At 74.4% G+C, this 16,719-nt stretch carries 15 protein-coding genes; 13 read left to right on the top strand and 2 right to left on the bottom strand.

Going from position 1 to position 16,719, the window contains the following annotated elements; translation table 11 throughout:
- Window positions 1-90 precede the first annotated feature (90 nt).
- The 12 genes from ACXN5W_RS00620 to ACXN5W_RS00565 are packed head-to-tail and all read left to right on the top strand — an operon-like array spanning window position 91 to window position 13,018.
- Window positions 91-1,365: an FAD-dependent monooxygenase gene (locus tag ACXN5W_RS00620; protein ID WP_473156101.1), complete on the top strand. Its 1,275-nt coding sequence runs from the start codon at window positions 91-93 to the stop codon at window positions 1,363-1,365.
- Window positions 1,366-1,381: 16 nt separating this feature from the next.
- Window positions 1,382-2,173, top strand: coding sequence for a cyclase family protein (locus ACXN5W_RS00615; RefSeq protein ID WP_473156100.1), 792 nt, complete (start codon window positions 1,382-1,384; stop codon window positions 2,171-2,173).
- Window positions 2,170-2,703, top strand: coding sequence for a nuclear transport factor 2 family protein (locus ACXN5W_RS00610; protein WP_473156099.1), 534 nt, complete (start codon window positions 2,170-2,172; stop codon window positions 2,701-2,703). The genes ACXN5W_RS00615 and ACXN5W_RS00610 overlap by 4 nt, the downstream gene beginning before the upstream one ends.
- A 31-nt stretch (window positions 2,704-2,734) precedes the next feature.
- Window positions 2,735-3,967: a nucleotide disphospho-sugar-binding domain-containing protein gene (locus ACXN5W_RS00605; protein WP_473156098.1), complete on the top strand. Its 1,233-nt coding sequence runs from the start codon at window positions 2,735-2,737 to the stop codon at window positions 3,965-3,967.
- A complete protein-coding gene (locus ACXN5W_RS00600; RefSeq protein ID WP_473156097.1) occupies window positions 3,967-5,193 on the top strand; it encodes a nucleotide disphospho-sugar-binding domain-containing protein in 1,227 nt (408 codons plus the stop codon). Before ACXN5W_RS00605 ends, ACXN5W_RS00600 begins: the two co-directional genes overlap by 1 nt.
- 32 nt (window positions 5,194-5,225) lie before the next feature.
- A complete protein-coding gene (locus ACXN5W_RS00595) occupies window positions 5,226-6,224 on the top strand; it encodes an NAD-dependent epimerase/dehydratase family protein (protein ID WP_473156096.1) in 999 nt (332 codons plus the stop codon).
- 53 nt (window positions 6,225-6,277) lie between these two features.
- A complete protein-coding gene (gene rfbH, locus ACXN5W_RS00590) occupies window positions 6,278-7,585 on the top strand; it encodes a lipopolysaccharide biosynthesis protein RfbH (RefSeq protein WP_473156295.1) in 1,308 nt (435 codons plus the stop codon).
- A 5-nt stretch (window positions 7,586-7,590) separates the two neighbouring features.
- A complete protein-coding gene (locus tag ACXN5W_RS00585) occupies window positions 7,591-8,616 on the top strand; it encodes a ketoacyl-ACP synthase III family protein (protein ID WP_473156095.1) in 1,026 nt (341 codons plus the stop codon).
- On the top strand, window positions 8,613-10,388 hold the full coding sequence (locus ACXN5W_RS00580) for a class I adenylate-forming enzyme family protein (protein ID WP_473156094.1): 1,776 nt from the start codon (window positions 8,613-8,615) through the stop codon (window positions 10,386-10,388). Before ACXN5W_RS00585 ends, ACXN5W_RS00580 begins: the two co-directional genes overlap by 4 nt.
- Before the next feature lie 6 nt (window positions 10,389-10,394).
- On the top strand, window positions 10,395-10,718 hold the full coding sequence (locus tag ACXN5W_RS00575) for a phosphopantetheine-binding protein (protein WP_473156093.1): 324 nt from the start codon (window positions 10,395-10,397) through the stop codon (window positions 10,716-10,718).
- Window positions 10,718-11,470 carry an SDR family NAD(P)-dependent oxidoreductase gene (locus tag ACXN5W_RS00570; RefSeq protein ID WP_473156092.1) on the top strand — a complete coding sequence of 251 codons (753 nt, stop codon included), beginning with the start codon at window positions 10,718-10,720 and terminating at the stop codon, window positions 11,468-11,470. The genes ACXN5W_RS00575 and ACXN5W_RS00570 overlap by 1 nt, the downstream gene beginning before the upstream one ends.
- A 15-nt stretch (window positions 11,471-11,485) precedes the next feature.
- Window positions 11,486-13,018 carry a nucleotide disphospho-sugar-binding domain-containing protein gene (locus tag ACXN5W_RS00565; protein WP_473156091.1) on the top strand — a complete coding sequence of 511 codons (1,533 nt, stop codon included), beginning with the start codon at window positions 11,486-11,488 and terminating at the stop codon, window positions 13,016-13,018.
- Window positions 13,019-13,077: 59 nt separating this feature from the next.
- On the opposite strand, the gene ACXN5W_RS00560 is transcribed toward ACXN5W_RS00565, so the two are convergent.
- Window positions 13,078-13,953, bottom strand: coding sequence for an aminoglycoside phosphotransferase family protein (locus tag ACXN5W_RS00560; protein ID WP_473156090.1), 876 nt, complete (start codon window positions 13,951-13,953; stop codon window positions 13,078-13,080).
- A gap of 124 nt (window positions 13,954-14,077) precedes the next feature.
- Window positions 14,078-15,112 carry a ketoacyl-ACP synthase III family protein gene (locus ACXN5W_RS00555; RefSeq protein ID WP_473156089.1) on the bottom strand — a complete coding sequence of 345 codons (1,035 nt, stop codon included), beginning with the start codon at window positions 15,110-15,112 and terminating at the stop codon, window positions 14,078-14,080.
- A 338-nt stretch (window positions 15,113-15,450) separates the two neighbouring features.
- Between ACXN5W_RS00555 and ACXN5W_RS00550 the strand changes: the two genes are divergently transcribed.
- Window positions 15,451-16,692: an acyltransferase domain-containing protein gene (locus ACXN5W_RS00550; RefSeq protein ID WP_473156088.1), complete on the top strand. Its 1,242-nt coding sequence runs from the start codon at window positions 15,451-15,453 to the stop codon at window positions 16,690-16,692.
- Window positions 16,693-16,719 lie beyond the last annotated feature (27 nt).

Raw genomic sequence — 16,719 nt, 5'->3', positions numbered from 1 at the left:
ACGGTGTCTCGAAGGCGGTTCTGCCGGCCTTCGAGACACCCCGGTCATGGTGGCTGCAATCGGCAATCGGCGAACGGGAGAGGAGGAGCGGTGGACGATCCGGGTACGGACGTGTGCGTCGTCGGCGGCGGGCCGGCCGGGCTCACCCTGGCCCTGTTGCTGCTGCGGTCCGGGGCGGCTGTGACCGTGGTGGAGAAGGCCCGGTCCACCGACCGGGAGTACCGGGGTGAGATCCTCCAGCCGGGCGGCCTGCGGATCCTCGACCAGCTCGGGGTGCTCGCCGGGGCGCGGCGGCGGGGCGGGTACGAGCTGACCCGGTTCCAGCTCATCGACGGTGACCGGGCGGTCCTGGACATGGACTACCGGCGGCTCCCGGCGCCGCACAACCACCTGCTGAGCATCCCGCAACGGCACGTGCTGGCCGAACTGCTCGACCAGTGCGCCCGGCACCACGGGTTCCGCTACCTCGCCGGGCACCGGGTCAGCGCGCTGATCCGGGACGGCGCCGATCCGGTCGCCGGGCCGGGTGCCGCTGTCGGGCAGGTGACCGGCGTCGTCGCCGAGCACAACGGCACCCCGGTCCCCGTCCGGGCCCGCTGTGTGGTGGGTGCCGACGGCCGCTACTCCAAGATCCGCCAGCTCGCCGGCATCGCCAACGACCGGCACGAGGTCTTCGACCAGGACGTGCTGTGGTTCCGGCTGCCCGCCGCCGGACCGCCGACCGGCCGCGTGCGGATCTTCCGGTCCGGTGCCGAGCCGCTGCTGGTGTACGACTCGTACCCGGACGCCGTGCAGATCGGCTGGACCGTGCCGCACGGCCGGTACCGCGAGGTCACCGGCGGGGGCGTGGAGCAGGTGCGGGCCACCGTCGCCCGGTGCCTGCCCGAGTACGCCGACGCGGTGCACCGGCACGTGCGTACCTGGTCGGACCTCACCCTGCTGGACGTGTTCGGCGCCCGCGCCCGGCGCTGGGCCGACCCCGGTCTGCTCCTGATCGGCGACGCCGCGCACACGCACAGCCCGCTCGGCGCCCAGGGCATCAACCTGGCCATCCAGGACGCCGCAGTGGCCCACCCGCTCCTGGTCGCGGCGCTGAACGCCGGTGATCTGGGCGCGGACCGGCTCGGTGAGTTCGAACGCCGACGCGGCCGGGACATCGACGCGGTCATGCGCTTCCAGGTGATGCAGAGCAGGGGCATGTTCGCCGCCGGCGGTCTCGCCGGGTTCCTCCGGCCCAAGGTGGCCGGTCTGCTGATGCACACCCCGGTCGGCGCCAGGATCACCCGCCACGTGACGTTGGGCAACCCGGCCATCCGGGTGCGCCACGACGTCCGGCTTGTCAACCAGCTCGCCACGAACCGCTGACCCCCAGGAGGACGACGTGCGGATCATCGACCTGTCCACGGCCGTGGACGCCACCAAGTGGGAACCCGAGACGGTCACCCACGCCATCACCTCGCCGGCCGAGGGCGCCGTACACATGGCGGAGGAGATGGCCGCCAACTTCGGGCTGGAGATCTCGCCGAGCGATCTGCGGGACGGTGAGCTGCTGTCCATCGACACGCTCACCCTCACCACCCACACGGGCACTCACATCGACGCGCCGTCGCACTACGGCTCGCGGTGCACCTACGGTGACGGCCGGCCCCGCAACATCGACGAGCTGCCGCTGGACTGGTTCTACGGCCGGGGCGTGGTGCTGGACATCAGCGAGGCGGAGAGCGTCGCGGACCAGGCGTACCTGGAGCGGGAGCTGAAGCGGATCGAGTACACGATCCAGCCCGGCGACATCGTCCTGCTCTACACGGGCGCCAGTCAGTTCGCCGGTTCGATGCTGTACTTCACCAACTTCGTCGGGCTGGAGGCGACGGCCACGAACTTCCTGCTGGACCAGGGTGTGCGGGTGATCGGCACCGACGCGTTCAGCCTGGACGCGCCGTTCGGCGACATGATCGGCCGGTTCCACGAGACAGGCGACAACGGCGTGCTGTTCCCGGCCCACTTCGTCGGCCGGGACCGGGAGTACTGCCAGATCGAGCGGCTGGACAACCTCGACGAGCTGCCGTCGCACGGGTTCACCGTGGCCTGCTTCCCGATCAAGGTCGCCGGTGCCGGCGCCGGTTGGACCCGCGCCGTGGCCATCGTCGACGAGCCGGCCGGGGCGTCCCGATGACCGCGCCGACGGTCACCGCGCCCGACACCGCGCCCACCACGACCGCGCCCACCACGACCGCGCCGGCCGCGACCGACCCCGCGCCGGCGGTGACCGGGCCGGCCGGCCTGGCCGAGCTGTACGCGCAGGTCCAGCAGTTCTACGCCCGGCACTTCCACCTGCTCGACTCCGGCGACGCGCGGGCCTGGGCGGAGACCTTCACCGAGGACGGGTGGTTCTGGCCGCAGGTGCTGCCCGAGCCGGTCGTCGGCCGGGCCGCGCTGACCGCCGGGGTGCTGCGGACCCGGGAGAAGCTCGCCGCGGCGAACGAGCAGCACCGGCACTGGCACGGCATGGTCCACGTCGAGCCGGTCGACGAGCGGACCGTGCGGGTGCGCTGCTACGCCCAGATCTTCGCCATCCCCGCCGGTGGGCCGGCCCGGCTGCACCTGCACTGCGTCTGCGAGGACGTGCTGGTCCGCGACGGTGACCAGTGGCGGGTCAGCCAGCGCAAGGTCAGCCGGGACGACCTGCCGGCGCGGGACTTCTGACCACCCATCCGAAGCGGAAGGGACGCATCCGATGCGCGTGTTGTTCGCGGTGTCCGGCTGGCCGGGGCACTACTACCCGATGGTGCCGCTCGGCTGGGCGCTCCAGGCCGCCGGTCACGAGGTGCGGGTGGCCTGCGCGCCGAGCCAGCAGGCGGCGGTCAGCGCGGCCGGGCTGACCCCGGTGCCGGTGCTGGACGGCATGGACATGGTGTTCCTCAGCCGGCTGCGCTACCTGTGGGACGCCCAGGCCGGCAGGTGGCCGTACCCGTGGCGTCCGCTGCACCCGCTGACCGGCGAGGAGGTCGGCGACCTGCGGGAGTTCGACTTCGACAGGTACGTCAGCGAGCACACCGGGGAGACCTTCGGTGCCCTGGTGCGCAGCTTCGACGCCGTGGTCAGGCTGGCCCGGGACTGGCGGCCGGACCTGGTGGTCCACGACCCGCTGGCCACCGAGGGGGCGCTCGCGGCCGCCGCGACCGGCGTGCCGGCGGCGCTGCACCTGTGGGGGCCGACCGGCACGCACGAGCCGGCGGAACACGGGTTGGACATCGTGCCGGAGTATCCACCGGGGACGTTCGCCAGGTGGAAGGTCCGGGCGCTGGGCCGGGACAACGTCCGGTACGTCATCGATCCCTGCCCGGACGAGCTGGCGCCACCGACCGCCGCGCGGCGGCTGCCGGTGGGGTTCGTGCCGTACAACGGGCCGGGTGGGGCGCCGAACTGGGTCCTGGAACCGGCGGAGAAGCCGCGGGTGTGCGTCGTCTGGGGCACCTCCACCACCCGGATGTCCGGCCCGCGCTCGTTCCTGCTGCCGGCCGCCGTCGAGGCGGTGGCCGGGCTGGACGTCGAGGTCGTGGTGACGGCCACCGCCGAGGACCTGGCCGCGGCCGGACCGCTGCCGTCCGGGGTGCGCGTCCTGGAGCGTTGCCCGCTGCACCTGGTGCTGCCCGGCTGCGCCGCGGTGGTCCACCACGGCGGCGCCGGCTGCGCGATGACCGCGCTGCACAGCGGTACGCCGCAACTGGCCCTCACGTTCGCCATCGAGCAGGCGCTCAACGGGGAGCGGATCGCCGCCACCGGGGCCGGCGCGCACCTGCCCGGTCACCTGGCCGACGTGTCGGCCATCCGGGCCGCCGTCGCCGGACTGGTCGAGAAACCCGGTCCGGGGGAGGCCGCCGAGCGGCTGCGGTCCGAACTGGCCGGCCGGCCCAGCCCGGCGGAACTGGTCGACACCCTCGTCGCCCTCGCGGTCGGCGGTGCCTGATGCGCGTGCTGTTCACCGTCTCCGGCTGGTCCGCGCACTGGTTCCCGATGGTGCCGCTCGGTTGGGCGCTGCGGGCCGCCGGGCACGACGTCCGGGTCGCGTGCCCACCCGACCAGGCCGGCGCGGTCTCGGCGGCCGGCCTGGTCCCGGTCCCCGTGCTGGGCGAACTGGACATGACGTTCCTGCTGCGCTACGCCAACCTGTGGGCGGCCCGGACCGGCAACTGGCCGTACCCGTGGGCGCCGCTGCACCCGGTGACCGGTGACCCGGTCGACCCGGCGACCTTCGACCTGGACGCCTTCGCCGAGACCGCGAAGCGGCGGATCGCCACCGAGACCGAGGCCGGCTTCGCGGCGGCCCTCGGCTACGCCCGGCGGTTCCGGCCGGATCTGGTGCTGCACGACCGGCTCAGCGCCGACGGGCTGCTCGCGGCGAAGGTGCTGGACATCCCGGCCGTCGCGCACCTGTGGGGGCCGGTCGGCACCGACGAGAGCGACCCGGAGTTGTACCCGCTGCCGGTCGACTACACCCGGGCGTTCCCCCGGCACGGGGTGGGTGAACTCGACGCCGACGCGCTCCGGTACGTCGTCGACCCGTGCCCGCCCGGCCTGAGTCCGCCGGTCCGGGGTGAGCGGCTGGACGTGCGGTACCACCCGTACAACGGTCCCGGCCGGACGCCCGAGCTGCCCCCGCCGGGCGACCGGCCCCGGGTCTGCGTGGTGTGGAGCAACTCGATGAGCCGGATGTACGGCGCCGGGGCGTACCTGGTGCCCCGGGTGGTCCGGGCGCTCGCCGAGCTGGACGTCGAGGTGGTCCTGCCGGCGCACCCGGACGACGTCGCCCGGCTGGGTGAGCTGCCCGACCGGGTCCGGGTGCTGCCGGCCACCCCGCTGCACCTGGTGCTGCCCGGCTGCGCCGCGGTGGTCCACCACGGCGGGGCGGGCTGCGCGATGACCGCCCTGGCCGCCGGGGTGCCGCAACTGGCGCTGACCTTCGGCACCGAACAGCGGGCCATCGGCCGGCGGGTCGCGGCCACCGGCGCGGGGCTGGACCTCGCCGGCCACCTGGCCGACACCGCCGGTGTCCGGGACGCGGTGGCCGCCCTGCTCGACGATCCCCGGTACGCCACCGCGGCGGGCGAGCTGGCGGAGCGGAACGCGGCCCGGCCCACGGCCGCGCAACTCACCACGACCCTGGAGAAGCTGGCCGCCCTGCCGGTGGCCTGACGACTCCCACGGCGGCTCCCCGGGAGGTGAGTGTGTTCCGTCAGCAGCACATGGCGGCGCCCGTACTCGTGTTCGGCGGTCACGGTTTCCTGGGCCGGCACGCCTGCGCGGCGCTGGCGGCGGCGGGTGACGAGGTGATCGCGGTGTCCCGACGGCCGGCGCGGCTGCCGGCCGCCCGGTCGATCGCGCTGGACCTGGCCGCCACCGACCAGGCCACCCTCACCGGCATGCTCACCGCCATGCGCCCCCGGGTCGTGGTGAACGCGGCCGGCGCGGTGTGGGGGGTCAGCGACGAGGACCTGACCGCGTCCAACGTGACGCTGGTCCGCCGGCTGGTGGCCGCCGTCGCCGAGCTGCCCTGGCGGCCCCGGCTGGTCCACCTCGGGTCGGTCCACGAGTACGGGCCGGTGCCGGCCGGCACGCTCATCCGGGAACGCGACGAACCGCGCCCGGTCAGCCCGTACGGCCGGACGAAGCTGCTGGGCACCGAGGCGGTGCTCGCGGGCGTCCGGTCCGGTGCGGTGGACGGCACCGTACTGCGCGTGGTGAACGTGAGCGGCCCCGGCACGCCCGCGAAGAGCCTGCTGGGCCAGGTGGCCCGGCAGCTGTGCGCGCACCGGGACGCGCTGTACCCGGCCGTGCTGCGGCTGGCCCCGCTGCGCGCCCACCGCGACTTCGTGGACGTGCGGGACATCGCCGGCGCGGTCTGCGCGGCCGCCGCCGCCCCCGACCCCCCACCGGTGACGAACATCGGCCGGGGCGAGGCGGTGAGCGTCCGCTGGCTGGTCGACCAGCTCATCGCGGCCAGCGGCGTGCCCGCCGAGATCGTCGAACACGCCGGACCGGTGGCGCCGTCGGAGCGCGGTCCCGGCATCGAGTGGCAGCGGGTCGACATCACCGAGGCGCGCCGTCGGCTGCGCTGGCGCCCCCGGTGCGGCCTGCCCGAGTCCCTGGCGGCGCTCTGGGCCGAGGTCAGCGCCGAGTCCTCGGTGGACCGTGGACCGGTTCTCGAACGGTCTCCGGCACCGTAACTGTCATGGCGGAACCCCACCGGTATCCGCGCACGGACCACCTGGAGGTGAAGCTGATGACGGATGCGCAGGAGCTCATCCTGGAGCAGGTCCGCAAGTACCATCGCGAACAGCAGTCCGACCCGGGTTTCGTACCCGGTGTGACGCCGTTGCTGCCGTCGGGCGCGGTCATCGACGAAGATGACCGGGCCGCGCTGGTCGGCGCGGCGTTGGACCTGCGGATCGCGGCTGGCGTCAGCTCCCGGCGGTTCGAGCGGGAGTTCGCCCGCACGCTGGGGCTGCGCAAGGCGCACCTCACCAACTCCGGCTCCTCGGCCAACCTGCTGGCGCTGACCGCGCTGACCCAGCGGGAGCTGGGGGACCGCCGGTTGCGGCCGGGCGACGAGGTGGTGACGGTGGCCTGCGGCTTCCCCACCACGGTCAGCCCGATCATCCAGAACGGGCTGGTCCCGGTCTTCGTGGACGTCGAGCTGGGCACCTACAACACCACCACCGAGCGGGTCGCGGCGGCGATCGGGCCGCGGACCCGGGCCATCATGCTCGCCCACGCGCTGGGCAACCCGTACCCGGCCGACGAGATCGCCGAACTGGCCCGGGAACGCGGGCTGTTCTTCATCGAGGACAACTGCGACGCCGTCGGCTCGTACCTGCACGGCCGGCCGACCGGCACCTTCGGGCACTTCTCCACCACCAGCTTCTATCCCGCGCACCACCTGACGATGGGCGAGGGCGGCTGCGTGCTGACCAACGACCTGAAGCTGGCCCGGGTGGTCGAGTCGCTGCGGGACTGGGGCCGGGACTGCTGGTGCGAGCCGGGCGAGAACGACACCTGCAAGAAGCGGTTCGGCCAGCAGCAGGGCCTGCTGCCGTACGGGTACGACCACAAGTACACGTTCTCGCACGTCGGGTACAACCTGAAGAACACCGACCTGCAGGCCGCGCTGGGGTTGAGCCAGTTGGGCAAGCTCGCCGAGTTCGGCGCCGCCCGCCGCCGCAACTGGCGGCGGCTGCGGGACGGGCTGGAGGGCGTACCGGGGCTGATCCTGCCCCGCCCGACGCCCGGCTCGGACCCGAGCTGGTTCGGCTTCGTGATCACCGTGGAACCCGACGCCGGCTTCACCCGGGGGGAACTCACGGCGTTCCTGGAGGCCCGCCGGATCGGCACCCGGGTGCTGTTCGCCGGCAACCTGACCCGGCACCCGGCGTTCGTCGACCAGCGCTACCGGGTGGTCGGCGAGCTGACCAACAGCGACCTGATCACCGACCACACCTTCTGGATCGGGGTCTACCCGGGGCTGACCACCGAGATGATCGAGTACATGGCGCGGTCCGTCCGCGAGTTCGTCGCGGGCCGGAGGTGACGGCGGTGCGCTGGGACAACCTGTACCTCGCCGGCCTCGGCAGCTGGCTGCCCGCCGCCACGCCGGCCCGGGAGGCCGTCGACACCGGCCTGCTGGACGCCGAGCGGTTCAAGACCCTCGGCTACACCTCGATCAGCGTGGCGGACGACGTCGCGCCCCCGGACATGGCGGTCGACGCGGTCCGCTCGGCGCTGGACCGGGCCGGCGTCACCCGCCGGGACGTGGCACTGCTGCTGCACGGCAGCCTGTGGTTCCAGGGCCTGGACATCTGGCCCGCCGCGTCGTACGTGGCCGACCGCACCGGGCTCGCGGCGGTGCCCGCGTACGACGTGCAGCAGCGCTGCAACATCGGGCTCGGCGCCGTCGAACTGGCCGCCGCCACGCTCGGGGTGTCCCGGGGTACGGCGGCCGTCGTGAGCACGGCCGACCGGTTCTCGCCGCCCGCCGTCGACCGCTGGAACATGCACGACTTCAACGTGTACGGCGACGGCGGCACCGCGATGGTGCTGTCCACCCGGTCGGGGTTCGCCCGGATCCGGTCCACCGCCACGGTGGCGGACAACGGGCTGGAGGGACAGACCCGGGGCGACGCGCCGTTCACCACCGCCTCACCGGCCGCCGCCGAGCCGGTCGACCTGCTGGCCCGGTCCACCGCGTACGCCCGGACCAACGACAGCGTGCAGACCAGCATCCGGATCGGCCGGGTGCTGGTGATGGCCCGCAACGCCGCGCTGAAGGAGGCCGGGGTGAAGGCCAACCAGATCCGTCGGGTGGTCACCCCGGCCACCGGCCGGCTGCCCGGCGACTCGCAGCTGCACGACCTGCTCGGCGTGCCGGAGTCGGCGACGACCTGGGAGTACGGCCAGACGACCGGCCACGTCGGCGGCGGTGACTGGGCGCTGGGTCTGGAGCACCTGCTACGGACCGGGGCCCTGGCCGCCGGTGATCATGTTCTGCTGCTCGGCGGCGGGGCCGGCTACACCTGCACGGCCGCCGTCGTCGAGATCGTCGAACCTCCGGAGTGGACATGACCGCCCCGGCCCATTCCCGGACCGCACCCGCCCGGACCACGCCCGATCCCGCCCGGACCATGCCCGATCGGGCCACGCCCGATCCCGCCCGGACCATGCCCGATCGGGCCACGCCCGGGACCGGCCGGGCCGGGCCGGCCGCCCCGGACCTCGACGCGGACCGGATCGCGACCGTCGGTGACCTGTTGCGGGTCGCCGCGGCCCGCTGGCCGGCGGCCCCGGCCGTCACCGACCCGGAGGGCCGGTGGAGCTACGCCGAGTTGGCCGCCGCCGCCGAGTCCTGCGCGGCCTGGCTGGCCGGGCTCGGCGTCCGGCCGGGGGACCGGGTGGTGGCCCGGATCGGCAACACCCGGGAGTTCCTGGCGCTGCTGTTCGGCACCCTGCGCCACGGCGCGGTGTTCGTACCGGTGAATCCGGAGATGCGCCCGTACCACCTGCGTAGCGTGCTGGCCGACGCCGAGCCCCGGGTGGTGGTCAGCGCGGACACCGACCTGCCGGCGGTCGCGGCGCTGACCGGGGGTCGGGTGTGGCCGCTGGCCGCGCTGCGTCGGGCGCTGGCCGACCCGGCCACCGGGTCCGGCCCGGACGTCGGTGCTGACATGGTCACCGCCCCGGATGCCGGCTCCGCCGTGCCGGACACCCCGGCGGCCGGCGGCGAGCCGGACCGGATCGCGTTGCTGATCTACACGTCGGGCAGCACCGCCGCCCCCAAGGCGGTGGTCAGCCCGCATCGGGCCGTGGTGTTCGCCACCCGGGCCATCGCGGCCCGGCTGCGGTACCGCGCCGACGACGCGGTGCTGGTGGCCATCCCGCTCGCCTTCGACTACGGCCTCTACCAGGTGTTCCTGGGTCTGCTCGCGGGAGCGCACCTGGTGCTCGGCGAACCGGCCCGGCACGTCCGGCTGATGGCGACAATCGCCGAACACGGCGTGACCGTGGTGCCGGTGGTACCCAGTCTGGCCGAGATGCTGGTCCGGCTCGCCGGCCGCCGCACCGGCGCCGCGCCACCGGTGCGGCTGTTCACCAACACCGGTGCGGCGCTCACCGCGGCGCACGCGGCCGGGCTGCGGCGGGCCTTCCCCGCCGCCGCCGTGGTCCCGATGTTCGGCACCACCGAGTGCAAGCGGATCACGGTGGCGGAGCCGGACGCCGACCTGACCCGGCCGGGTTCCGTCGGTCGCGCGCTGGACGGTACCCAGGTGCTCATCCTCGACGACGCCGGTCGCCCGCTGCCGGCCGGCCGCTCCGGAGAGATCGCGGTGCGGGGACCGCACGTGATGGCCGGCTACTGGCGGGCGCCGGAGCTGACCGCCCAGCGGTTCCGCCGGGACCCGGTGACCGGTGAGGTCACCCTGCACACCGGCGACTACGGCCGGCTGGATCCGGACGGACACCTCTACTTCGAGGGCCGGCGGGACGACCTGTTCAAGCGACGTGGCCTGCGGGTCAGCGCGTTGGAGATCGAGGCGGCGGCGTGTGACATCGACGGCGTGACCGCCGCCGCCGTGCTGCCCCCGGCGGACGGCCGGGACGCGGAACTGGCCGTGGTCGGCACCCTGCCCGCCGATGACGTGCTACGGCGGCTCACCGAGCGGCTGGAGGAGGGCAAGGTGCCCCCGGTCTGCCACGTGCTGCCCGAGCTGCCGTTGACCGCCAACGGCAAGACCGACAAGCGACGACTGGCCGAGCTGTTCGGCCGACCTGCCGGTGGCCCGAGCCCCGTGCCGGGCGATGCGACGACCGCGGCTCGGCAGCCGCGAGACGAGGGGTGAGAACCGATGAGCGTTCCCTGGGATGCCCGATTCGAGGAACTGCTGCGCGACGTGTTGCCGAAGCTGACCGAGCTGGCCGGCGACACCTGCCTGCGCTCGTCCGGGTTGGACTCGCTGGCCACCATCGAGCTGCTGCTGCGGCTGGAGGAGACGTACGGGGTGAGCGTCCCGGACCGGCTGCTCACGGCGGAGACCTTCGGCACCCCCGCCGCGCTGTGGGCGATGATCGACGGGCTGCGTCCCGGCCAACTCCCGGCCGACGGCCGGTTCGGGGCCGACCCGTCCGCCGCCCGGCCCGTCCCGGCCGAGTCGACCGCCGGGGGGCGATGATGGGCCGCCTGACCGGCCGGGTCGTACTGGTGACCGGCGCCGGGCGGGGAATCGGGGCCGCCCAGGCCCGACGCCTGGTCGCCGAGGGCGCCCGGGTGCTGGTCACCGACCTCGACGCCGTCGCCGCCAAGCAGGTCGCCGCCGAGCTGGGTGACGCAGCCCGAGGCGAAGGACTCGACGTACGCGACGCCGCGCAGTGGGACGCCGCGGTCGAACGGGCGACGGCGGAGTTCGGCCGGCTCGACGGGTTGGTCAACAACGCCGGGGTGCTCGCCATCGGCACCGTGGCGGACCTGTCCGAGGAGTCGTTCCGGGAGGTCACCGACGTCAACCAGGTCGGGGTGTTCCTCGGGATGCGCGCGGTGGTCCCCGCGCTGCGTGCCGCCGGCGGCGGGACCATCGTGAACATCTCGTCCATCGACGGCCTGACCGGCTTCAAGTACCTCTCGGCGTACTGCGCGACGAAGGCCGCTGTGCTGGCGCTGAGCCGGACCGCCGCCATGGAACTCGGACCGGCCGGCATCCGGGTGAACGCCGTCTGCCCCGGCGTGATCAGCACCGCGCTGACGGAGGGGCTGGACGAGCGGGTGTCCGGGTGGCTGCACAAGACCCTTCCGCTGCGCCGGCTCGGCACCCCCGAGGAGGTGGCCGCGGTCGTCGCGTTCCTCACCTCCGACGACTCGTCGTACGTCACCGGAACGGAGATCGTCACCGACGGCGGCCTGCTGGCCGGCTTCCTCATGCCCGGCTGACGCGAAGGGGCCCCGATGCGCGTGTTGTTCTCCGTCTCGGCCTGGCCGGGGCACTACTACCCGATGGTGCCGCTCGGCCGGCGGTTGCTGGCGACCGGGCACGAGTTACGGGTGCTCTGCGCCCCCTCGCAGACCGCGGCGATCACCGCCGCCGGGCTGCCGGCCGTGCCGGTGCTCGACGGGCTGGACATGGTGCTCCAGGCCCGGCTCAGCCACTACTGGCAGGCCCAGGCGGGCGGCTGGCCGCACCCCTGGTTGCCGCCGCATCCGGAGACCGGCGTCGAGCTGGCTCGGCTGGCCGACTTCGACTTCCCGGCGTACCGCAAGGCGCACCGGGCGGCCACCCTGGCCGCCACGGCCCGCAGCTTCGACGCCGCCGTGGAGGTGGCCCGCGAGTGGCGGCCCCACCTCGTGGTCCACGACCGGCTCAGCCTCGAAGGACTGCTCGCCGCGCGGGTCACCGGGGTGCCGGCCGCGTTGCACCTGTGGGGACCGGTGGGCCTCGACGAGCCCGGCGACCTGCGGCTGATGCCGGGCGACCCGACCGGCGCGTTCGCCCGGTACGGCGTCGCCGACCCCACCCCCGAATCGATCGGGTACGTCGTCGACCCGTGCCCGGAGCGGCTGCGCCCACCGCTCGGCGGCGCCACCCGGCTCGACGTCCGGTACACCGCGTACCCCGGACAACTGCCCGGTGAGCTACCACCGGATCTCGCCGGTCCCGGCGACCGCCCCCGGGTCTGCGTGGTGTGGGGGACGTCGGTCACCGCCATGGTCGGTCCGCGTTCGTTCGTCGTTCCGGAGCTGATCGAGGCGCTGACCGGACTCGACGTCGAGGTGGTGGTCCTGCTCAGCACGGCCGACCGGCACCGGCTGGTCGGCCCGACCGGCACTGCTCGGCCGGCCGCTGGCGGGTCGGTCGGCGCAGCCGATGGTGAACGGCCGGCCGGTGGCGAGTTGGTTGGCGCAGTCGGCGGCGGCTCGGTTGGCGCAGCCGGTGGTGGACGGCCGGCCGGTGGCGAGTTGGTTGGCGTAGTCGGTGGCGGCTCGGTTGGCGCGGCCGGTGGTGGACGGCCGGCCGGTGGCGAGTTGGTTGGCGTAGTCGGCGGCGGGTTGGCTGGCGCGAGCGGTGGTGGGGAGTTGGTCGGCGCGGCCGAGGAAGGCCGGTTGCCGGGCCCCGGGTCGGTCCGGGTACTCACCGGGGTGCCGTTGGACCGGGTGCTGCCCGGCTGCGCCGCCGTGGTCCACCACGGTGGTGCGGGCTGCGTGATGACGGCCGTCGCGGCGGGCGTACCTCAACTGGCCGTGACGTTCGCCGGTGAGCAGGCCGCGAACGGCGATCGGGTCGCGGCGGTTGGCGCCGGCCGGCACCTGCCGGGTGCGGAGTTCAGCCTCGACGTGGCCCGCAAGCTGGTGGGGGAGCTGCTCACCGACCGGTCGTACCGGAGCGCGGCCGGGCTGCTGCGCGACCAGCACGAGCGCCGGCCCGACCTGGACACTCTGATCACCCGCCTGGCCGCCCTCGCCGATTCGCGCGACACGCTCTAGATCAACTCAACTTCGGCGAACTTGGGTTTGACCTGACGGGCGGTGCGGCCGGGCGGTTGTCAGGCGACGACGGGGTCGGTGAGGACGTGGCCGAGGATGCGCCGCTGGACGTCCATGCTGTCCGGGCTGGACTGTCCGGCCAGCGTCACCAGTGCCTTCCACAGGGCCCAGCCACGGGCCCGCCGCCAGGCGTCGTCGGGCAGCCCGGCCGCCTCCCGGAAGACCTGCCGGTCGACCCCCACGAACCAGGTCCACGCAGGTACGAGGTCACAGGCGGGGTCACCGACGCCACAGGCGCCGAAGTCGATCACGGCCGCCAGCCGGCCCCCGGACACCAGCAGGTTCCCGGCGGCGACGTCACCGTGGAACCATACCGGCGGATGCGGCCAGGCCGAGGTCAGCGCGTCCGCCCAGATCGCCTCGCAGGCGGCGACATCGACGGTGTCCCGGAGCTTGTCCAGGGCGAACTCGACCTGGTCGCCGTGGACGCTCGGGTGGCAGCCCCGGAACTGGGAGTGCCGACCGGCGGCCGGGCCGGGTCGGGCCGGGACCGCCCGTAGTGCGGTGAGGAACCGCCCGAGGTCGCCCGCCAGCTCGGCCTGGTCGACGTCGTCGGTGGCCTCCAGGGTTTCGCCGGGCAGCCAGCGGCGGACCGACCAGGGGAACGGATATCCGGCACCGGGATGACCGGTCTCCACGGGCGCCGGCACCGGCACCGGCAGGTGCCGGGCCAACACGGGCAACCAGCGGTCCTCCTTGGCGATGCCGGCCACGTAACCCTCGGCGCTGGGCAGCCGGACGGTCATCCGGTCACCGAGTCGGAAGGTCCGGTTGTCCCAGCCCTGCGGGACGACGGGCACCACGGGCAGGTCGCGCCACTCCGGGAACTGTTCGGCGATCAGGGTACGGACGAGGCCGACCGTTATGTCGATCACCACTCCAGTGTGGCCACCGCCCGGACCCGACGACCACGGCGGATCGTGGATTTCTGCGGCCCCTCCAGGGGCACCGGAAATCCACGATCCAGCGGCGCCGCCACGATCGCCGCGGCGCGACCGGTCAGGAATTCGGCGGGGCGGGGTCGGCGGTCAGTTCGAGGATGGCGCACGACCAGCTGAAGCCGCCGCCGACGCCGAGCAGCGCACACAGGTCACCCGCGCGGAGCTGACCGGTGTCGAGCAGGTGGGTGAGGCCGGCGAACTGGTCGCCGGCGCCGAGGTGGCCGATCGCGCGGCCCCACGGCCAGGTGGTGCGGGCCGGGTCCAGTTCGAACGGCTGGAAGAAGCTGGTCTCCATCCGACGTCGGCCGAAGTTGGGCAGCACGAAGCGTCGGATGTCGGCCAACTCGACACCGGCCTCGGCGAGTGCCGCCTTCACCACCGCCCGCTGGCCGGCGGCCATCCGGCCCAGCACGAACGACGCGCCCTCGGCCTTCAGGAAGGCCCGGGTCGTGTGCCGGACATCCAACGGTGTCCGGATGGTCATCGGCGCCGGGCTGAACGGGTCATCGCCGCGGTGCATCTCCTCCAGCGAGCTGTCGCTGCGCAGGACCAGGCTGCGCAGCCGGGCGAACCCGGTGCCCCGGGCCACCAGCACGGCCGCGCCGCCGTCGGCGAAGACGGTGCCCGGGTCGCTGCGCCACCGGTCGATGCCCGGCGGGCAGAACCGGTCGCCGCAGGTCAGCAGCGCGGCGTCGCCGACCGGCCGGTGCTCCAGGAAGGTGGCCGCCAACGCCAGGCTGGCCATCCCGCCGTTCGAGGTCTGCCGGATGTCGACCGCCGGGCAACGGTCCCCGACGGTGTGCCGGAGCACGTACGAGGCGGGCGCCCACATGTCGTGGCCCTGGTAGTACAGCGCGCTGTGCAGCAGCAGCTCCACGGACTCGGCCACGGTACCGGCGCGGGCGAGCGCCGCGCGGCCGGCGCGGACGGCCAGCTCCGGACCGGCCAGGTCGGTCGAGACGGTGACGGCGGCCATCGAGTTCTGTGCGGCCAACGCGGCGTCGCACAGCCCTCGGGCGGCGGCTTCCGTGGCGGTGACGGCCGGCGGTAGCCAGCTGCCGTACCCGGCGATGTAGATGTCGTCGAACCTCACCAGCAGCCCTTCATCCTCACCGGACGCGCCACGCCGCCGGGGCCGCCCGGCTCGTGGCGTGGGCGGTTCCCGGCGGTGGCCGGTACAGCGGAGTCGGCGGATCGCGCCTGACCTCACCCTCGTCGGCTCGGCTCGACGCCCGAACGAGCCCGAGCCGAGCCGGAAAGGAAGGGCCCCCTGTTATCGCTTTTCGTATAGGAAGGGCCCCTTGTTAACGCCGTACCCCGATGTCCGCGCGACCGTCGGTCGAGCCGGGCTCGAACCGCGCCGGCCAGCGTGGTCGGGGCCGGCAGCGTGGTTTCGGGGCCGGCAGGTGAACGGCATCTCCAGGGGGCGCCATGGCCAGCGGTACCAGGACCACGACCCGCCGTCCGAACACCGCGGCGCCGGGCGCGCCAGCTTCCGACAAGCCGGCGCCGGGCCAGGTGAGGCCGGACGGCCCCCGTCCGGTCGCGCTGCTGTTCGCCGGGCAGGGCGCTCAGCGGGTACGAATGGCGGCGGGCCTGTACGGCGCCGATCCGGTCTTCACCGACTCGATGGACGAGATCTTCCGGTGCTTCGGCGCCGACGGGCCCGCCCTGCGGGCGGACTGGCTGGCCGAGCGACCGGTCGTGCCGATCGACGCGGTGTCCCGGGCCCAGCCGCTGCTGTTCGCGGTCGGCCTGGCGCTGGGCCGGATGGTGCTCAGCTGGGGCTGCCAGCCGGCCGCGCTGCTCGGGCACAGCGTGGGTGAGGTCGCCGCGGCCACCCTGGCCGGGGTGTTCGAGGTGGCGGACGCGGTGGAGTTGCTGCGGCACCGGGTGGCCGGTAGCGCGGACGCGCCGCCTGGCGGCATGCTGGCGGTGGCGGCGAGCGTCGCCGAGGTCGCGCCGTTCCTCAGCCCGGACGTGGCGTTGGGTGCGGTGAACGCGCCCCGGCAGACCATGCTGGCCGGGCCCGCCGGGCCGCTGGCCGAGACGGCGGGCCGGCTTCGTGCCGCCGGGTACGTCTGCCAGCGGATCGGTTGTTCCGTAGCGTTCCACAGCCCGGCGGCGGCGCACCTGGTGGCCGATTCGCTGCCGCTGATCCGCCAACTGCGGCTCAGCCCGCCCCGGTTGCCGATCTACTCGGCCTACACCACCTCCCGGCTGACCGCCGCGCTGGCCGCCCGGCCCGAGTTCTGGGCCAGCCACGCGGTCGAGCCGGTGCTGTTCTGGCCGACCCTCGACGCCCGGCTGGCCGAGCGGGACCTGCTGCTGGTCGACGCGAGCCCCGGGCAGGTGCTCGCGGTCGCCGCGCGCCGGCACCCGGCCGTGCTGGGCGGGCGCAGTTCGGTGCTGGCGCTGCTGCCGGCCCGGCGCGGTGGCGGTGAGGCCGACCGGAGCGCCGTGGCCGCCGTCGCCGCACGCATCCGGGCCGAGGGGCACCACATCACCGGGCCACCCGCCGGGACTGCCGGGCCACCGCCATCCGCCGGGACTGCCGGGCCACCGCCATCCGCCGGGACTGCCGGGCCACCGCCATCCGCCGGGGCCGCGGTGCCGCCGTACGCCTCTCCAACCGTCGTCGAACCGCGCTGGCCGGGCGACGGGAACCGTTGACGTCGACAGCCGCCACGAAGGAGCCGA

Source organism: Plantactinospora sp. A48, from assembly GCF_055793945.1.
The sequence above is the reverse complement of the archived record's forward strand: the minus strand, read 5'-3'. Positions and strand labels throughout refer to the sequence as shown.